Annotated in this window: 18 protein-coding genes; 12 read left to right on the forward strand and 6 right to left on the reverse strand. The window is 57.4% G+C overall.

Going from position 1 to position 18,939, the window contains the following annotated elements; translation table 11 throughout:
* Nucleotides 1-188: 188 nt before the first annotated feature.
* The 4 genes from clpX to bolA form a co-directional block, all read right to left on the reverse strand.
* Complete coding sequence (gene clpX / locus ACMGF7_RS02895) at nt 189-1,460, reverse strand: ATP-dependent protease ATP-binding subunit ClpX (RefSeq protein WP_004940354.1); 1,272 nt, start codon at nt 1,458-1,460, stop codon at nt 189-191.
* A 143-nt stretch (nt 1,461-1,603) separates the two neighbouring features.
* Complete coding sequence (clpP, locus tag ACMGF7_RS02900) at nt 1,604-2,227, reverse strand: ATP-dependent Clp endopeptidase proteolytic subunit ClpP (RefSeq protein WP_004940356.1); 624 nt, start codon at nt 2,225-2,227, stop codon at nt 1,604-1,606.
* Between the two features lie 438 nt (nt 2,228-2,665).
* A complete protein-coding gene (gene tig, locus ACMGF7_RS02905; RefSeq protein ID WP_031300019.1) occupies nt 2,666-3,970 on the reverse strand; it encodes a trigger factor in 1,305 nt (434 codons plus the stop codon).
* A gap of 367 nt (nt 3,971-4,337) precedes the next feature.
* The gene (bolA, locus tag ACMGF7_RS02910) at nt 4,338-4,652 is read right to left on the reverse strand and encodes a transcriptional regulator BolA (protein ID WP_004940361.1); all 315 of its coding nucleotides are present in this window, start codon (nt 4,650-4,652) and stop codon (nt 4,338-4,340) included.
* Nucleotides 4,653-4,966: 314 nt separating this feature from the next.
* Between bolA and ACMGF7_RS02915 the strand changes: the two genes are divergently transcribed.
* The 8 genes from ACMGF7_RS02915 to ACMGF7_RS02950 all read left to right on the forward strand — a co-directional run bounded on the left by ACMGF7_RS02915 (nt 4,967) and on the right by ACMGF7_RS02950 (nt 13,874).
* Nucleotides 4,967-5,545, forward strand: a complete 579-nt coding sequence (locus tag ACMGF7_RS02915; protein WP_004940363.1) for a lipoprotein — start codon at nt 4,967-4,969, stop codon at nt 5,543-5,545.
* 51 nt (nt 5,546-5,596) lie between these two features.
* The gene (ampG, locus tag ACMGF7_RS02920; protein ID WP_049242804.1) at nt 5,597-7,075 is read left to right on the forward strand and encodes a muropeptide MFS transporter AmpG; all 1,479 of its coding nucleotides are present in this window, start codon (nt 5,597-5,599) and stop codon (nt 7,073-7,075) included.
* 440 nt (nt 7,076-7,515) lie between these two features.
* Nucleotides 7,516-8,466: a cytochrome o ubiquinol oxidase subunit II gene (gene cyoA / locus ACMGF7_RS02925; protein ID WP_004940365.1), complete on the forward strand. Its 951-nt coding sequence runs from the start codon at nt 7,516-7,518 to the stop codon at nt 8,464-8,466.
* 3 nt (nt 8,467-8,469) lie between these two features.
* The gene (cyoB, locus tag ACMGF7_RS02930) at nt 8,470-10,461 is read left to right on the forward strand and encodes a cytochrome o ubiquinol oxidase subunit I (protein WP_004940366.1); all 1,992 of its coding nucleotides are present in this window, start codon (nt 8,470-8,472) and stop codon (nt 10,459-10,461) included.
* Nucleotides 10,451-11,065, forward strand: a complete 615-nt coding sequence (locus ACMGF7_RS02935; RefSeq protein WP_004940367.1) for a cytochrome o ubiquinol oxidase subunit III — start codon at nt 10,451-10,453, stop codon at nt 11,063-11,065. The genes cyoB and ACMGF7_RS02935 overlap by 11 nt, the downstream gene beginning before the upstream one ends.
* Entirely contained in the window at nt 11,065-11,403 is a 339-nt protein-coding gene (locus ACMGF7_RS02940) for a cytochrome o ubiquinol oxidase subunit IV (RefSeq protein WP_004940369.1), read from the forward strand. Before ACMGF7_RS02935 ends, ACMGF7_RS02940 begins: the two co-directional genes overlap by 1 nt.
* 17 nt (nt 11,404-11,420) lie before the next feature.
* A complete protein-coding gene (cyoE, locus tag ACMGF7_RS02945) occupies nt 11,421-12,311 on the forward strand; it encodes a heme o synthase (protein ID WP_420286749.1) in 891 nt (296 codons plus the stop codon).
* A 198-nt stretch (nt 12,312-12,509) separates the two neighbouring features.
* Nucleotides 12,510-13,874, forward strand: coding sequence for an MFS transporter (locus ACMGF7_RS02950; protein ID WP_164095463.1), 1,365 nt, complete (start codon nt 12,510-12,512; stop codon nt 13,872-13,874).
* A 34-nt stretch (nt 13,875-13,908) separates the two neighbouring features.
* On the opposite strand, the gene ACMGF7_RS02955 is transcribed toward ACMGF7_RS02950, so the two are convergent.
* Nucleotides 13,909-14,400, reverse strand: coding sequence for a YajQ family cyclic di-GMP-binding protein (locus ACMGF7_RS02955; RefSeq protein WP_004940373.1), 492 nt, complete (start codon nt 14,398-14,400; stop codon nt 13,909-13,911).
* 182 nt (nt 14,401-14,582) lie between these two features.
* Here ACMGF7_RS02955 and panE point away from each other — a divergent pair, with 182 nt between their 5' ends.
* Together panE and yajL are read left to right on the forward strand one after the other, a co-directional pair.
* Entirely contained in the window at nt 14,583-15,494 is a 912-nt protein-coding gene (gene panE / locus ACMGF7_RS02960; protein WP_004940375.1) for a 2-dehydropantoate 2-reductase, read from the forward strand.
* On the forward strand, nt 15,457-16,047 hold the full coding sequence (gene yajL / locus ACMGF7_RS02965) for a protein deglycase YajL (RefSeq protein ID WP_164095462.1): 591 nt from the start codon (nt 15,457-15,459) through the stop codon (nt 16,045-16,047). Before panE ends, yajL begins: the two co-directional genes overlap by 38 nt.
* A gap of 66 nt (nt 16,048-16,113) precedes the next feature.
* Here the strand turns inward: yajL and thiI are convergent, their stop codons facing one another.
* Nucleotides 16,114-17,562, reverse strand: coding sequence for a tRNA uracil 4-sulfurtransferase ThiI (gene thiI, locus ACMGF7_RS02970; protein WP_004940377.1), 1,449 nt, complete (start codon nt 17,560-17,562; stop codon nt 16,114-16,116).
* A gap of 160 nt (nt 17,563-17,722) precedes the next feature.
* Here thiI and xseB point away from each other — a divergent pair, with 160 nt between their 5' ends.
* A complete protein-coding gene (xseB, locus tag ACMGF7_RS02975) occupies nt 17,723-17,986 on the forward strand; it encodes an exodeoxyribonuclease VII small subunit (RefSeq protein WP_015376838.1) in 264 nt (87 codons plus the stop codon).
* Between the two features lie 5 nt (nt 17,987-17,991).
* Nucleotides 17,992-18,912, forward strand: a complete 921-nt coding sequence (ispA, locus tag ACMGF7_RS02980) for a (2E,6E)-farnesyl diphosphate synthase (RefSeq protein ID WP_049242810.1) — start codon at nt 17,992-17,994, stop codon at nt 18,910-18,912.
* The last annotated feature ends 27 nt before the right edge of the window (nt 18,913-18,939 follow it).

Below are 18,939 nucleotides of genomic sequence, written 5' to 3' on the forward strand. Positions count from 1 at the left end.
CTCTCTTAGTTTAATTTCCGCCAGGTTGAGGGGGAATCTCATGAGACGCAAGCATCTAACGTTTCATAAAATCTGGTTAATGAGTATATGGGGATGAATCTCTTACATTCAACGGCAAGAATGCAGGAAAAAGAAATGGGGGATGAAATCCCCCATTTTGCTGATAACGCGCTGGTTTAACTGGCTAATTATTCGCCAGATGCCTGAGCTTCAGGCTTGCCGTAAATCAGCAGCGGTTTGGATTGGCCGGCGATCACCGACTCGTCGATCACCACTTTGTCTACGCTGTCCATCGACGGCAGATCGTACATGGTGTCGAGCAGCGCGCCTTCCACGATGGAACGCAGGCCGCGGGCGCCGGTTTTGCGCGCCATGGCTTTCTTGGCGATGGCGTTCAGCGCTTCGTCGCGGAACTCCAGCTCCACGCCTTCCAGATTGAACAGCGCCTGATACTGCTTGGTCAGGGCGTTCTTCGGCTCTTTCAGGATCTGAATCAGCGCGTCCTCGCTCAGCTCGCTCAGGGTCGCCACCACCGGCAGACGGCCGATAAACTCAGGGATCAGACCAAACTTGATCAAATCTTCCGGTTCGGCCTGCAGCAGCAGTTCGCCTTCGGTGGCCTTCTCGGACTCGCCCTTGACGGTCGCGCCGAAGCCGATGCCGGAGCCGGTGTTGACGCGTTGACCGATCACCTTATCCAAGCCGGCAAATGCGCCGCCGCAGATAAACAGGATCTTGGAAGTATCGACCTGCAGGAATTCCTGTTGCGGATGCTTGCGCCCGCCCTGCGGTGGAACCGCGGCGATGGTGCCTTCAATCAGCTTCAGCAGCGCCTGCTGCACGCCTTCACCCGAGACGTCACGCGTGATCGACGGGTTGTCAGACTTACGGGAAATCTTATCGATTTCATCGATATAAACGATGCCGCGCTGCGCTTTCTGCACGTCATAGTCACATTTTTGCAACAGCTTCTGGATAATATTTTCTACGTCCTCGCCCACGTAACCGGCTTCGGTCAGCGTGGTGGCGTCGGCCATGGTGAACGGCACGTCCAGGAAGCGCGCCAGCGTTTCCGCCAGCAGAGTCTTGCCGCTGCCGGTCGGGCCGATCAGCAAGATATTGCTCTTGCCCAACTCGATACCGTTGCTGGTATCGCCGTTGCGCAGGCGTTTGTAGTGGTTGTACACCGCAACCGCCAGCACTTTCTTCGCCTGCTCCTGGCCGATGACGTAGTCATCCAGGTGGTGGCGAATTTCGTGTGGCGTCGGCAGCGCACTGCGCTCACGATGCGGGGCAACTTCTTTAATCTCTTCGCGAATAATGTCGTTACACAGATCGACACATTCATCGCAGATATACACTGACGGCCCGGCAATCAGCTTACGCACTTCATGCTGGCTTTTGCCGCAAAAAGAGCAGTACAGCAGCTTTCCTGAACCGTCTTTGCGCTTATCTGTCATCAGTCAAACCTCTTCTTTAGTCTTGTCCCGCAGGAAAATCACGGCGGCAGTGCGCCCAAACTCATATCGGGAACGCCGAGGGGCTACAACAGAGCGAGCCCCTGCCCACTCTGATTACTATAGTCCATCGGCGCCGCGTGGTTCTAGCTGCGGTGTGTCAGAATGCCGTCAACCAGGCCGTATTCCACGGCTTCTTCCGCGGTCATAAAGCGATCGCGCTCGGTATCGCGCTCGATCTGCTCCAGCGGCTGGCCGGTATGCTCGGCCATCAGTTCGTTCATGCGCGCTTTCACCTTGAGGATTTCACGCGCGTGGATTTCGATGTCCGTCGCCTGGCCCTGGTAGCCGCCCAGCGGCTGGTGAATCATCACGCGCGAGTTCGGCAAGCAGAAACGTTTGCCTTTGGCGCCCGCGGTCAGCAGGAAGGAGCCCATCGAGCACGCCTGGCCCATACAGATGGTGCTGACGTCCGGCTTGATGAACTTCATGGTGTCGTAAATCGACATGCCCGCGGTAATTACCCCACCCGGCGAGTTGATGTAGAGGTAAATGTCTTTTTCCGGGCTTTCCGCTTCGAGGAACAGCATTTGCGCCACGATCAGGTTGGCCATGTGATCTTCCACCTGGCCGGTCAGGAAAATGATGCGCTCTTTCAGCAGGCGGGAATAAATGTCGTAAGAACGCTCCCCGCGTGAAGTCTGCTCTACCACCATCGGCACCAGCGCCATGTTCGGTGCAAATTGATCTCGTTCGCCACTGTATGACATTACCGTCTCCTAATAGAAATTGCCTTGGCGGCCAGGGTGTCACCCTAATACGCCGATTCTACTTGAGAACGGCCATGATGACTATGCTCAAGCATTCGACCCGCGCCGCACGTACCCGACGGTTGTTTTATCCCGCGCACTTTGGCAAACAGCCCCAGAATTATTCTTTACAGATGGGGGGAGCCCGGCGCGATTTCAAGCCCAGAGGCCGATTTTCTCCGCGCGCCGGAAACGATGCCGTTATTCTGACCTTTATCATGCCAGCCAGTTCCCCAGGCAACAGGGTAAATATAGTGCATATTATCCCGCTTAACCTGAGATTAATCAGCAACGTGGCAAAAAGAAAAGCCCGCAACCTGAGGTTGCGGGCTTTTTCATCGTGCGCCGGTTCGCCAGGCGAAACCGGGGGCGCCGTTCATCGCGCCCGGCACGCCGGCATTACGCCTGTTGAGTCTGGTTCATCAGCTCGCTGAAGGTAGTGGCTTTTTCAGTCACTTTCGCTTTCGCCAGCAGGGCTTCAACCGCTTGCTCTTCCAGAGCCACGTTGCGCATGTTGTTCATCAGCTCTTTGTTTTTGCTGTAGAACTCGATGACTTCGCTCGGATCTTCGTAGGCGGAGGCCATTTCTTCGATCAGCGTCTTCACGCGGTCTTCGTCAGCTTTCAGATCGTTGGTGCTGATCACTTCACCCAGCAGCAGGCCAACCACTACGCGGCGTTTCGCTTGCTCTTCGAACAGTTCACGTGGCAGTTCCAGCGCTTGCTTCTCGTTGCCGCCGAAACGCTGTGCAGCCTGACGACGCAGCACGTCGATTTCGCCGTCGATCAAGGCAGCAGGCACGTCGATTTCGTTCGCGCTCACCAGGCCTTCGATCGCCTGAGACTTGATGCGGTTACGCACGGCGCCTTTCAGCTCGCGCTCCATGTTCTTGCGAACTTCGGTGCGCAGGCCGGCAACGGAACCGTCCGCCACGCCGAAACGCTTGATGAACTCTTCGGTCAGTTCCGGCAGCTCGCGCTCTTCAACTTTCTTCAGCACGATAGCGAATTTGGCCGCTTTGCCCTTCAGGTTTTCAGCGTGGTAGTCTTCCGGGAAGTTCACGTCGATGGAGAACTCTTCGCCCGCTTTGTGACCGACCAGGCCTTCTTCGAAGCCTGGGATCATGCGGCCCTGGCCCATTGCCAGCACGAAGTCGGACGCTTTGCCGCCTTCGAACTCTTCACCGTCGATAGAACCGGTGAAGTCAACGGTCACGCGATCTTCAGCTTCCGCCGCGCGATCGGTTTCTTTCCAGGTGGCCTGCTGCTTGCGCAGGGTATCCAGCATCGCGTCGACGTCTTCGTCGTTCACTTCAACTACGGGTTTTTCGACTTCGATGTTTTCCAGGCCTTTCAGCTCAACTTCTGGATACACTTCGAATTCAACGGCGAAAGTGAAGTCTTCACCTTCTTTGTACTCGCCCGGCACGTAGTTTGGTGCGCCGGCCGGATTAATCTTTTCTTTGATGATCGCGTCAACGAAGCTGCGCTGCATCGCTTCGCCCAGCACGTCCTGACGAACAGAGGCGCCGTAACGCTGTTCCACGATGTTCATCGGCACTTTGCCTTTGCGGAAGCCGTCGATACGCACGCTTTTCGCTGCGTTGATCAGCTCTTTCTTCACCGCCTGCTTGATAGTATCAGCCGGTACAGTAATAGAGAGACGGCGCCCAAGGCCTTGAGTGGTTTCTACTGAAACTTGCATCTTGTTACCTCAAAAAAATCACAGTGCTCGGTCAACTCCGTTCCAAGAACCAGGACGGCTACAGATAAGAACCGAGTTCCCTGATGACAGAAGCGTCCCGAAACCATTCCGGAAAAATAAGACGCGACATTATAGCGGCGCATGCGTGGCGAGTCGAGGAAAGCTAGGCGGCGCAGGCGCGCTAAAACTCACACTTTTGCCGATTCGATCGCCCAAAGGCCGCCAAAACAGACCGAACGTTGGCCACATTGCGCGTCGGCCGTGTCGTCGTCAAAAACAGAAACGGCCCGCAGGCCGTTTCAAAATTCGTCAGTAGTAATACCCTAATTCAAGGGCAAAGTTCCACTGATACCTGAAAATTTCCCCCTCAGGCCAGCGTGCCGGCGCCGCGGCACGGCGGCGAGGCCGGCACGGTATCCTGCAGACCTTCCCACTCTTTGAGCGTATAGGTGTGCAGCGCCAGCGCGTGTACGCCGTCCGCCAGCTCCTCCGACAATACGCCGTAGATGGAGCGGTGGCGCGTCAAAAAACGTTCGCCGACGAAGCGATCGCTGACCAATACCACTTTGAAATGGCTTTCTGAACCCGCCGGAACGTTATGACGATAGCTTTCATCAACGACTTCCAGATACGCGGGCTCAAACGCCGCCCTTAACTTTGCTTCTATTTGCTCGCGAATCATAGGATCTCCTTACAACACCGGCAGAGGACCGTGCCCATCTAGTTCAATATTAGCCGGTTTTCCCCCGTTTAGACCATCGCCGGGACAAATTTCTCTTTTCTGCGGTCAAATGATGAGCGCCATCCCCGCCGCTTGGGGGATTATCCGATTGAGCGGGCCAAAAAAGCGTGTTTTTATCAACGGCAGGTAAAAATTTGTCACTCAGGCGCCTTCCGCGCTTCCACCGCACGGCGGCGATGCTATGATGTCGGCAATTTGTTGTCGGCTATCCCGCTCTGATTATTGCTAAATCCATCGAGAATGAGACAGAAAACATGTTAAAGAAACTTTGTCTTCCTTTGCTGGCCGCCCTGCTGCTGGCCGGCTGCGCGACCAGCAGCAACACCCTGAACGTCACGCCGAAAATCGTTCTGCCGCAGCAGGATCCTACCCTGCAGGGCATCACTGTCAGCATCAACGGCGCGGATCAGCGCACCGACCAGGCGCTGGCCAAGGTGAACCGCGACGGCCAGTTGGTCACGCTGACGCCATCGCGCGATCTGCGTTTCCTGCTGCAGGAAGTGCTGGAGAAACAGATGGGCGCTCGCGGCTACATGATCGGTGCCGACGGCCCGGTGGCGCTGCAAATCGTCGTCAATAACCTGTACGCGGACGTCGCCGAAGGTAACCTGCGCTACAACATCACCACCAAAGCCGACATCTCGATCATCGCCCAGGCGAAGAACGGCAACAAGCAGGTGAAGAATTACCGCTCGACCTATAACGTGCAGGGCGCCTTCACGGCGACCAACGAGAAGATCACCGACGCCGTCAACTCCGTGCTGGGCGACGTGATCGCCGACATGGCTCAGGACACCAGCGTCAACGATTTCATCAAGCAAAACGCGCGCTAATCGGCGCGCCTGGCGCCGCCCGGCGGATCGGGCGGCGCAGACAGGGAACTCATGTCGAAACACTATCTGAACATCTTCACCCAGCGTAACTCCGCCATTCTGCTGCTGCTGGGCTTCGCGTCGGGTCTGCCGCTGGCATTGACCTCCGGCACGCTGCAAGCCTGGATGACCGTCGAAAATATCGATCTGAAAACCATCGGCATCTTCTCGCTGGTAGGCCAGGCCTACGTCTTCAAATTCCTCTGGTCGCCGTTCATGGACCGCTATACCCCGCCGTTTCTCGGGCGGCGGCGCGGTTGGCTGCTGATCAGCCAGCTATTGCTGGTGGCGGCGATTGTGGCGATGGGCTTTATGCAACCCGCGCAGCACCTGTGGTGGCTGGCGGCGTTGGCGGTGCTGGTGGCGTTCTGCTCCGCCTCGCAAGATATCGTGTTCGACGCCTATAAAACCGATCTGCTGAGAGCCGAAGAACGCGGCACGGGCGCGGCGATCTCGGTGCTGGGTTATCGGCTGGCGATGCTGGTTTCCGGCGGCCTGGCGCTGTGGCTGGCGGATCGCTATTTCGGCTGGCAAGCCACCTACTGGCTAATGGCCGGGTTGATGCTGATCGGCGTGGCCGCCACGCTGCTGGCGCCGGAGCCGGACGAAAGCATCCCGGCGCCGCGCACCATGGAACAGGCGGTCGTCGCGCCGCTGCGCGATTTCTTCGGCCGCAACAACGCCTGGCTGATCCTGCTGCTGATCGTGATGTACAAAATGGGCGACGCCTTCGCCGGCAGCCTGAGTACCACCTTCCTGATCCGCGGCGTGGGGTTCGACGCCGGTGAAGTCGGGCTGGTGAACAAAACCCTCGGCCTGTTCGCGACCATCGTCGGCGCCCTGTTCGGCGGCGTGCTGATGCAACGTCTCAGCCTGTTTCGCGCGCTGATGCTGTTCGGCGTCCTGCAGGCGGTCTCCAATCTCGGGTATTGGATCCTGGCGGTGACCGACAAGAGCCTGCTCACCATGGGCAGCGCCATCTTCCTCGAAAATCTGTGTGGCGGCATGGGCACCGCGGCCTTCGTGGCGCTGCTGATGACGCTGTGCAACCGGTCGTTCTCCGCCACCCAGTTCGCGCTGCTGTCGGCGCTGTCCGCCGTAGGGCGCGTCTATGTCGGCCCGATCGCCGGCTGGTTCGTTGAAGCCCACGGTTGGCCGTTGTTCTACCTGTTCTCTATCGCCGCTGCCCTGCCCGGCTTGCTGCTGCTCGCTATCTGTCGTCAGACGCTGGAGCACACCCAGCAGCATGGCAATTTTATGCCGCGCACCGAGTTTTCAGAATATTACCGTTGGGCGCTGCGCTTGCTGACGCTAGGCTGTTCGCTGTTGGGCCTGTGGTTGCTGTTGCTTATCGCCAACGCGCTGGATTGGACTCAGGCCCCGCAGTTGGCCGATCGGCTGCTGCAGGTCGGCGCCGCGCTGAGCCTGCTCGGCGTCGCCATGGGCAGTACGTTGGATTACCTCGCCCTGCGCCGCACCCGTTTGGCATAATCTGACCGGCCGGTGATTTCACCGGCCGAAAAAAAAGCGATCCGGGGATATATTTATTTCGGTAAAAAAAGATAATCGGCGCGGAAATTATTTTTTTATCCGACTGCCGCACTCGGAAATAAAATTAAATTCACCTTTAAGACACAATTATTTTACATTAAATAAACCTTTTCTGCGTATTTCCCCGCCGCGCATTTCTTCGCCAAATTCATCATACCTTTAGTTTTCCTTAACATACGGGCTGCTCGTCACGATTCAGCGTGCCAACGCGTTGTTGTCATTGGTAAATTGTCACGCAGGGTTACATCTGTGACCCCCTTAACAGAAAGTGTCAACAAGCCGCTGACACTCCCTTAAGCATGTTTACAGTACTGCAACCTTCCCGTAAAATGCCCGCACACATGAAACGACAATTGAGCCTTTGTTATTGAGGTCGTTAGATGAGACTTAAGAAATACAATAAAAGTATTGGGATGCTGTCATTAATCGCAGGCACTGTATTGCTCAGTGGCTGCGATATGGTTTTGATGAATCCCAAAGGAGCAATTGGTGTTGAGCAACGGACACTGATTATCACTGCAATCGCATTGATGTTGATCGTAGTGGTGCCAGTTATCTTCATGGCGTTCGCCTTTGCCTGGAAGTATCGCGCTTCCAACAAAGACGCCAAGTACAGTCCGAACTGGGCCCACTCCAACAAGATCGAAGCGGTCGTCTGGACCATTCCTATCATTATCATCGCCATCCTTGGCACCATTACCTGGAAGACCACCCACGAACTCGATCCGTTCAAGCCGATTGTCACCGACAAGAAGCCGATGACGATCGAAGTGGTGTCGCTCGACTGGAAATGGCTGTTCATCTACCCGGAACAAGGCATTGCGACCGTTAATGAGCTGGCTTTCCCGAAAGATGTTCCAGTCGAATTCAAGATCACCTCTAACTCGGTAATGAACTCGTTCTTTATCCCGCAGTTGGGTGGACAGATTTATGCGATGGCCGGCATGCAGACCAAACTGCACCTGATCGGCAACGAAGCCGGTGCCTACAAAGGCATCTCCAGCAGCTACAGCGGCGCAGGCTTCTCCGGTATGAAGTTCACCGCGATCGTTACCCCGACCGAAGGCGACTTCGATCAGTGGGTGGCCAAGGTGAAGGCATCGTCTAAAAACCTGAACACCACCGACGACTTTAACAAACTGGCAGAGCCGAGTGAAAACAACCCGGTTGAGTACTTTGCCGCTGTCAAACCGAATTTGTTCAAAGAAACAATTGCCAAATTCATGGGCGACATGGATATGCACAAGGGCGCAGGCGCGCACGAAGGCATGGACATGAGCCAAGGTATGGACATGGGTGAACATGCTGCTCACGCCGGAGCCGAGGAATAACTGATGTTGGGAAAATTAACACTTGATGCGGTTCCGTACCACGAACCGATCATCATGGTCACCGTAGCCGCAATTATTGTCGGGGGCCTGGCAGTGCTGGCGCTGCTGACGTATTTCGGTAAATGGAAGTGGCTGTGGAGCGAATGGCTGACTTCGGTCGACCATAAAAAAATTGGTATCATGTACATCATCGTGGCGATGGTCATGCTGCTGCGCGGCTTTGCCGACGCCATCATGATGCGTAGCCAGCAGGCGTTGGCGTCCGCCGGCGAAGCCGGGTTCCTGCCGCCGCACCACTACGACCAGATCTTCACCGCGCACGGCGTCATCATGATCTTCTTCATGGCGATGCCTTTCGTGGTTGGCCTGATGAACGTCGTGGTGCCGCTGCAAATCGGTGCGCGCGACGTCGCCTTCCCGTTCCTGAACTCCCTGAGCTTCTGGTTCTTCGTGGTGGGCGTGGTGCTGATCAACATCTCCCTGGGGGTCGGTGAGTTCGCTCAGACCGGTTGGCTGGCGTATCCGCCGCTGTCGGGTAAAGAGTACAGTCCTGGCGTCGGGGTCGATTACTGGATCTGGAGTCTGCAGATTTCCGGTCTGGGTACCCTGCTGACCGGCGTGAACTTCTTCGCCACCATTCTGAAGATGCGTGCCCCTGGCATGCCTATGATGAAGATGCCGGTGTTCACCTGGGCGGCGCTGTGTACCAACGTCCTGATCATCGTTTCTTTCCCAATTCTGACCGTCACCATCGCGCTGCTGACCCTGGATCGCTATCTGGGCACCCATTTCTTCACCAATGATATGGGCGGCAACATGATGATGTACATCAACCTGATTTGGGCCTGGGGTCACCCAGAGGTGTATATCCTGGTTCTGCCGGTGTTCGGCGTGTTCTCCGAAGTCACCGCGACCTTCTCCAGAAAACGCCTGTTCGGCTATACCTCACTGGTATGGGCAACCATCGCGATCACCGTTCTGTCGTTCATCGTCTGGCTGCACCACTTCTTCACCATGGGGTCCGGCGCGAACGTTAACGCCTTCTTCGGTATCGCCACCATGATCATTTCCATCCCGACCGGGGTGAAAATCTTCAACTGGCTGTTCACCATGTATCAGGGCCGCATCAAGCTCAACTCCGCAATGCTGTGGACCGTTGGCTTCATCATCACCTTCTCCGTGGGTGGTATGACCGGCGTTCTGCTGGCGGTGCCGGGCGCGAACTTCGTGCTGCACAACAGTCTGTTCCTGATCGCGCACTTCCACAACGTCATCATCGGCGGCGTGGTGTTCGGTTGCTTCGCGGGCCTGACCTACTGGTTCCCGAAATCCTTCGGCTTCACGCTGAACGAAAAATGGGGCATCCGCGCGTTCTGGTTCTGGATCATCGGCTTCTTCACCGCCTTCATGCCGCTGTACGCATTGGGCTTTATGGGCATGACCCGTCGTATCAGCCAGAACATCAACCCTGAGTTCCACCCTCTGCTGCTGGTTGCAGCCGGCGGTGCGGCGCTGATCGCCTGCGGCATCCTGTGCCAGCTGACCCAGATCTTCGTCAGTATCCGTGACCGCGAGCAGAACCGCGATCTGACCGGTGACCCATGGGGTGCTCGTACTCTGGAGTGGTCAACTTCGTCTCCACCGCCGTTCTATAACTTTGCCGTAGTGCCGCAGATTCATGACCGTGATGAATTCTGGGACATGAAAGAAAAAGGTGAAGCTTATAAGAAACCGGCTAAATACGAACCGATTCATATGCCTAAGAACACCGGTGCCGGCGTTATCATCGCCTTCTTCAGCCTGGTATTCGGTTTCGCAATGATTTGGGAAATCTGGTGGATGGCTCTGGCCGGCTTCATCGGTATGATCGTTGTCTGGATCGGCAAGAGCTTCGATCACGATGTTGACTACTATGTGCAGGTTGATGAAATCGAGCGCATTGAGAACCAACACTACGAACAAATCCGTAAAGCAGGCGTGAACCATGTCAACTGAAACTCTGACCAATCATAACGCAGCCCATGCAGAGCATGGGCACCACGACGCGGGAGAGACCAAAGTCTTCGGATTCTGGATCTACCTGATGAGCGACTGTATTTTGTTTGCGAGCTTGTTCGCGACTTATGCAGTCCTGGTGAACGGGACCGCTGGCGGTCCCTCAGGCAAAGACATCTTCGACCTGAAGTTTGTTCTGGTCGAAACTTTCCTGCTGTTGTTCAGCTCCATCACCTACGGCATGGCGATGATCGCCATGAACAAGGGTAAAGTTGGCGGTGTAAACACCTGGTTGTTCCTGACCTTCCTGTTTGGTCTGGGCTTCGTGGCGATGGAAATCTATGAATTCCATCACCTGATCGCCGAAGGCTTCGGGCCGGATCGCAGCGCGTTCCTGTCCAGCTTCTTCGCGCTGGTCGGCACCCACGGTCTGCACGTGACTTCCGGCCTGATTTGGATCATCGTGCTGATGATTCAGGTGAGCAAGTTCGGCCTGACCGCGACCAACAAAACCCGCCTGATGTGCCTGAGCCTGTTCTGGCACTTCCTGGACGTGGTCTGGATCTGCGTATTTACCGTTGTCTACCTGCTGGGGGTTATGTAATGAGCCATTCATCCCATGAAACCTCTCACGGCGGCGCAAGCCACGGCAGCGTGAAGTCATACCTGATCGGCTTTATCCTGTCGATCATCCTGACGGTAATTCCATTTGCGATGGTAATGAACGGCACTGCCTCTCATTCCACCATCCTGGCGGTTGTTGTCGGTATGGCGGTTATCCAGGTGATTGTTCACCTGGTTTACTTCCTGCACATGAACACCTCATCGGAAGAGCGCTGGAACCTGGTGGCATTGCTGTTCACCGCTATGATCATCGGTATCGTTGTTGTAGGTTCACTCTGGATTATGTACAACCTCAACATCAATATGATGGTCGATTAAGAGCTGAGCTGCACGTGATGATTAAGCAATACCTGCAAGTCACTAAACCAGGAATTATTTTCGGCAATTTAATTTCTGTCGTTGGGGGATTCCTGCTCGCTTCCAAAGGGAGCATCGACTATCTCCTGTTTCTCGCCACCCTGGTGGGTGTCTCGTTGGTGGTCGCGTCGGGCTGTGTGTTTAACAACTACATCGACCGCGATATCGACAAGAAAATGGAGAGAACGAAGAATCGGGTGCTGGTAAAAGGCCTGATCGCGCCGAGTGTCACCCTGGTTTATGCGACCGTGTTGGGTATTGCGGGCTTCGCGTTGCTGTATATCGCGGCCAACCCGCTGGCCATGTGGCTGGCGGTGATGGGCTTCGTGGTTTATGTCGGCGTTTACAGCCTGTACATGAAACGCCATTCGGTCTACGGCACGCTGATCGGCAGCTTGTCGGGCGCCGCGCCGCCGGTTATCGGCTACTGCGCGGTGACCAACGAGTTCGACGCCGGCGCGTTGATCCTGCTGGCTATCTTTAGCCTGTGGCAGATGCCGCATTCTTATGCGATCGCTATCTTCCGCTTTAAAGATTACCAGGCGGCCAACATTCCGGTGCTGCCGGTGGTGAAAGGCATTTCCGTCGCCAAGAACCACATCACGGTCTACATCCTGGCATTTATGATCGCCACGCTGATGCTGACCCTGGTGGGCTACGCCGGCTACAAATACCTGATCGTCGCTGCGGCGGTGAGCGTATGGTGGCTCGGCATGGCGCTGCGCGGTTACAAGACCGAAAACGACAGCGTCTGGGCGCGCAAACTGTTCGTGTTCTCCATCGTCGCCATCACCTCGCTGAGCGTGATGATGTCGATCGACTTCAGCGCCACGGCGGCGCCTGAAGCGCTGGTGACCTACGTTTGGTAAGCCAAATCATCTGTGAATGGGCCGCTTTTGCGGCCCATTTTATTTGTCACGCCGAAAAGCGGCCAAACTGTAATATCTGTTAAACAACATTCGATTTACCCCCCCTGCCCCGCACACTAAAATGACGAAGCTTTACAGAAATCATGCCATCAGGCGCTGTCTCAACGTCTGATGGCATGGTTTTTACCGAGGTTTGATGTGAACGATAATTCAATGACCCCGCAGGAGCGCCGCGCTACCTGGGGATTGGGCACCGTATTCTCCCTGCGCATGCTCGGCATGTTTATGGTATTGCCGGTGCTGACCACCTACGGCATGGCGCTCAACGGCGCCAGCGAAGCGCTGATCGGCATCGCCATCGGCATCTACGGCCTGGCGCAGGCGGTGTTTCAGATCCCGTTCGGTCTGGTGTCCGATCGCATCGGCCGTAAGCCGCTGATCGTCGGCGGCCTGCTGATCTTTGCCCTCGGCAGCGTGATCGCCGCCGCGACCGACTCTATCTGGGGTGTGATCCTCGGCCGCGCGTTGCAAGGCTCCGGCGCGATCGCCGCCGCGGTAATGGCGCTGCTCTCCGATCTGACCCGCGAGCAGAACCGCACCAAAGCGATGGCGTTCATCGGCGTCAGCTTCGGCATCACCTTCGCCATCGCCATGGTGTTGGGCCCTATAATTACCCACGCCTTCGGCCTGCATGCGCTGTTCTGGATGATCGCCGTGCTGGCGCTGGCCGGCATCGTCATCACCCTGGCGGTAGTGCCTTCCGCCGATACCCATCTGCTGAACCGCGAGTCCAGCATCGTGCGCGGCAGTTTCAGCAAAGTGCTGAGCAACTCGCGCCTGCTGAAGCTCAACTTCGGCATCATGTGTCTGCATATCCTGCTGATGTCGAGCTTCGTGGCGCTGCCGCTGGCGATGGAAAAAGCCGGGCTGGCGGCCAGCGAACACTGGATCGTCTACCTGGTGACCATGCTGGTGTCGTTCGCCGCCGTGGTGCCTTTCATCATCTATGCCGAAAAATATCGCCGCATGAAGCAGGTGTTTATGGGCTGCGTGGCGGTGCTGTTTTGCGCCGAAGTGCTGCTGTGGCTCTCCGGCGCGCACCTGTGGGGCATCATCGCCGGCGTGCAGCTGTTCTTCATGGCCTTCAATGTGATGGAAGCCATTCTGCCTTCGCTGATCAGCAAAGAATCACCGGCCGGCTATAAGGGCACCGCGATGGGTGTCTACTCCACCAGCCAGTTTATCGGCGTAGCGATCGGCGGCAGCCTCGGCGGCTGGCTGTACGGTTTGCAGGGGGCAGGCCTGGTGTTTATCGCCGGCGCGGTATTGGCCGCCGTTTGGTTCCTGGTCAGCAGCACCATGAAAGAGCCGCCGTATGTCAGCAGCCTGCGCATTACGCTGTCTGAACTGGCGGTGAAGGATTCGGCGCTGGAAAGCCGCCTGAAGGCGCAGCCCGGCGTGGCCGAGGCGATCGTGGTGCCGGAGGAGCGCAGCGCCTACGTCAAGGTGGATACCAAGCAGACCAATCGCGGTCAACTGGAAGCGCTGGTCAATTCGCTGTAAAGAATCAGGGCCGGCAATGCCGGCCCCGTCGAGATTAATCGCGGAAGTTCTTGAACTGGAACGGCTGCCCCAGATCGCCGCCGCGCACCAGCGCCATCACGCTCTGCAAATCGTCGCGTGACTTGCCGGTCACCCGCACTTCTTCGCCCTGGATCTGCGCCTGCACCTTCAGCTTGCTGTCTTTGATCAGCTTGACGATTTTCTTCGCTACAGAGGTTTCAATCCCCTGCTTCAGCTTGGCTTCCACGCTGTAGGTTTTACCGCTGTGGGTAAACTCTTCCGGGATCTCCAGCGCGGCGCCGTCGATGCTGCGCTTGCTCAGCTTTTCGCGCAGAATGTCGAGCAGCTGCTGCACCTGGAAATCAGACTCGGTGGCAACCTTGATGCTTTGATTCTTCTCGTTTAGCTCAAAGCTGGCCGGCACGTTGCGAAAATCCCAGCGGGTGCCGAGATCGCGGGTGGCGTTCTCAACGGCGTTACGCACTTCCTGCATATCAATTTCGGAAACGATGTCGAAAGATGGCATACTTCTTCCTCCTGAATGAGTGCCTAATAGCTTAGGCGATTTTGATGCCGAGCATGATAACCGCTTTGCCGCCTCAGACAAAATCTGCTGAACGCACGCAGGGATAGCGCTTCAGGCTGCCATAAAGCCTATAGTTAGATCACGGTAATTGAGCGGTATTCCCGTGTTTCCAAGGAGACTGAATGAAAATAACCATTCTTGGTTGCGGCGCGCTCGGACAACTGTGGCTCTCCCGGCTGTATCAGCAGGGCCACGATGTACAGGGATGGCTAAGAGTGCCGCAGCCTTTTTGCGCCGTGAACGTGATCGAGCCGGAAGGCGTCTCGTTTAATCGCAATTTGCCCACCAACGATCCTGAGCACCTCGCGCAGAGCGAGCTGCTGCTGGTGACGCTGAAAGCCTGGCAGGTCTCCAGCGCGGTCAGTGCGCTGCTGCCGAAGCTGAACCCTCAGTGCGCCATTTTGCTGTTGCATAACGGCATGGGTACCCAGGAGGAGCTGCCGCAAAACGGCCAGCCCATCCTGCAGGGCACCACCACCCACGCCGCGCGCCACGAAGGCAGCACCATTATTCACGTCGCCACCGGCATCACCCACATCGGCCCCACCTCACCGGCTGCCCAGCATCTCAGCCACCTGGCGGAAGTGCTGCATCAGGCGCTGCCCGACGTCGCCTGGCACAACAACATCGCCTCGGCCAACTGGCGCAAGCTGGCGGTCAACTGCGTGATCAACCCGCTGACGGCGCTGTACGGCTGCCGCAACGGCGATCTGCAGCGCTACCCGGAGCAGATCGAAACGCTGTGTCGTGAAGTCGCCAGCGTGATGGCGATGGAGGGCTACCACACCTCCTGCGAAGGCCTGATGCAATATGTGATGGACGTGATCCACAGCACCGCCGACAACGTTTCGTCGATGCTGCAGGATATCCGCAGCCAGCGGCATACCGAGATCGACTACATCACCGGCTACCTGCTGCGCCGTGCGCGCAGTCACGGCCTCACGCTGCCGGAGAATGCGCGGCTGTTTGAATTGATTAAACGAAAGGAAAATGAATATGAGCGTATCGGCGCTGGTTTGCCTGGCACCTGGTAGCGAAGAAACCGAAGCCGTCACCACCATTGATCTGCTGGTGCGGGCGGGCGTTAAAGTCACTACCGCCAGCGTCGCCGGTGACGGCGAGCTGACTATCGTTTGTTCGCGCGGCGTCAAGCTGCTGGCCGACGCGCCGCTGGTGGCGATCGTCGATGAGCCTTTTGACGCCATCGTGCTGCCCGGCGGCGTGAAGGGGGCGGAATGCTTCCGCGACAGCCCGTTGCTGGTGGAAAAAGTGCGGCAGATGCACCTGCAGGGGAATATCGTCGCCGCCATCTGTGCGGCGCCGGCGCTGGTGCTGCAGCACCACGATCTGTTCCCGGTCGGCAACATGACCGGCTTCCCGGGCCTGAAAGACCAGATACCGGCGGAAAAATGGATGGAGCGCCGTGTGGTGTACGACGCACGCGTCAAGCTGCTCACCAGCCAGGGGCCGGGCACCGCGATGGAGTTCGCGCTGAAGCTGATCGATCTGCTGCTCGGCAAGGCCAAAGCGGCGGAGATCGCCGCGCAGCTGGTGCTGATCCCTGGGATGTACGATTTCCGCGACTGAGCGGCTTGCCGATAAAAAAAGGGCTGAACACCAGTTCAGCCCCTCTCGTTTACGCCGCTGCCCGCGTTACGGGCGATAAACCTTCACGTTGCTGAAGCCCTGCTCCAGCAGGTACAGCGCCTGCAGGCGGCTCATCACGCCGCGCTCGCAGTACAACAGATAGGTTTTGCTCTGATCCAGATCGCCGAACTGGGTGCTCAGCTTGTAGAACGGCAGCGCTTTCACTTCAACCTGTTCCAGCTGCAGCGGCTTCTCTTCCTGCTCGTCGTTGGAGCGGATATCCAGGATCACCTCGTCGGCGCCGAAGGCCGCAACGGTTTCCACTTCGGTCACCTGCTCCTGCGCCTGCTCGGCGATGGAGCGAATATCGACGTTCTTCGCTTCGCTCACCACCCGATCGAGAATGCTGAAATCGAAGTGGCTCTCTTCCTCTTCGATCTTGGCCTTGACGGCTTTCACCGTCGGGCTCTTCGAAATCACGCCGCAATATTCCGGCATGGTTTTGGCGAAGTCTTCGGTGCCGATTTCGCGCGCCAGCTTGATGATGTGCTCTTTATCGTGCGAAATCAGCGGACGCAGGATCAGCGTATCGGACGCATTGTCGATCAAGCGCAGGTTGGTCAGCGTCTGGCTGGACACCTGCCCCAGCGCTTCACCGGTCACCAGCGCCTGCACGCCATAGCGTTCGGCCACTTGCGAAGCGGCGCGCACCATCATGCGCTTGAGCACCACGCCCATCTGGCCGTCATCGACCTTCTCCAGGATCTCGCCCACCACCGGCTCGAAGTCGATGGCGACGAAGCGCACCTTGTGCGAGCTGGCGAAACGGTTCCACAGGTAGTGCGCCACCTGCTTCACGCCAATCTCATGCGCGGCGCCGCCCAGGTTGAAGAAGCAGAAGTGCACGCGGCAGCCGCGGCGCATCAGCATATAGCTGGACACGCCCGAGTCGAAACCGCCGGAAATCAGCGACATCACGTCTTCCTGAGTGCCGACCGGATAACCGCCGATGCCTTCGAGGCGGCGTTTGACCAGCATCAGCTTGTCGTCTTCAATCTCCAGGTTTACCGTGACCTGCGGGCGGGTCAGGTTAACGCGCGCGCTCTCGATATGCTGGTTCAGGCCGCCGCCGACGTAACGCTCCACGTCCTGCGAATTGAACGCCTGCTTGCCGCGACGCTTGACGCGCACGCAGAAGGTTTTGCCTTCCAGCTGGGCGCGGTAGGCTTCCAGCGTCTGCTCGAAGATGTGGTGGATATCGGTATAAGCGCGATCTTCCACTTCCAGAATATGGTGGATGCCGGGAATACGCGTCAGCGCGTCGGCGATGATCGGCCGCTGGTTTTCATCTTTGGCGCGAACTTCGATATGATCCCAGTGACGGACGACCGCCAGCGTTTCATCATACTGCTTCAGGACGTTGCGAATATTGGTCGAGAGAATCTTGATAAAGCGCAAGCGCACAGATTGGCTCTTGATGGTGATTTCCGGGAACAATTTAATGATAAACTTCATGGCGGTCTTTGTTGTCAGATAAGAATTACGGCGCGGAGTATATCACCATATCGCCGCGCTCTGCGCACAAAACCACACATGAGCGCCATGATTTGCTAATCAAGATCCGCTAGGATAGGCTCTGGCGCCACGGTTCACATGATGACGTAAAAAGAAAATTATGCCGAAAAAACCAGCACAATCAGCCAGTACAGAGCAAACTGCCAGCTTTGAAAGCGCCCTCGGCGAGCTGGAAAGCATCGTGACGCGTCTGGAGTCGGGCGAACTGCCGCTGGAAGACGCGCTGAACGAATTCGAACGCGGCGTGCAGCTGGCGCGCCAAGGCCAGCAGAAACTGCAACAGGCGGAACAGCGTGTGCAGATACTTCTTAACGACAGCGCCGACGATGCGGCGCTGGCGCCTTTCACACCGGATGCCGAGTAACCGACATGTCTGAGATCGCCCCATCGGCCGCTTTTGCCGATCAACTGCAGATTTTCCGCCAGCGCGCCGATCGCACGCTGCTGGACTTCATCGCCCCGCTGCCGTTCAACGACGGCAACATGGTGGCGGCGATGCGTCACGGCGCCTTGCTGGGCGGCAAGCGTCTGCGTCCGTTCCTGGTGTACACCACCGGCCAGATGTTCGACGTGTCGCTGAGCAACCTGGACGCGCCGGCGGCGGCGGTGGAATGCATCCACGCCTACTCGCTGATCCATGACGATCTGCCGGCGATGGACGACGACGATCTGCGCCGTGGCCAGCCGACCTGTCACATTAAATTCGGCGAAGCCAACGCGATCCTGGCCGGCGATGCGCTGCAGACGCTGGCGTTTTCGATCCTGGCCGATGCCGAGATGCCCGACGTGGCGCTGCGCGATCGGCTGGCGATGGTCTCCGAACTGGCGACCGCCAGCGGCGTAGCCGGCATGTGCGGCGGCCAATCGCTGGATCTGGAAGCCGAAGGCAAGCACGTCGACCTGCAGGCGCTGGAACAGATCCACCGCCACAAAACCGGCGCGCTGATCCGCGCGGCGGTGCGCCTGGGCGCGCTGAGCGCCGGCGAAGCCGGACGAGCGGCGCTGCCGCAATTGGATCGTTACGCCGCTGCAGTCGGCCTGGCGTTCCAGGTGCAGGATGACATTTTGGACGTTGTCGGCGAAACTGAGAAAATCGGCAAGCGCCAGGGAGCGGACCAACAACACGGAAAGAGTACCTACCCGGCGTTACTCGGGCTTGACAGCGCGAAAGCAAAAGCGTGGGATCTCTATCAGGAAGCATTAGCTGCATTAGACACTTTGGCAGCGCAATCTTATAACACAGCGCCATTGCGAGCGTTAGCCAGCTTCATTATTGAACGCGACAATTAACGTGTGACGTTAACTCCTCTGATATGA

Origin of the sequence: Serratia sp. BNK-17 (genome assembly GCF_048684935.1) — a bacterium.
Taxonomy (GTDB): Bacteria; Pseudomonadota; Gammaproteobacteria; order Enterobacterales; family Enterobacteriaceae; genus Serratia; species Serratia nematodiphila.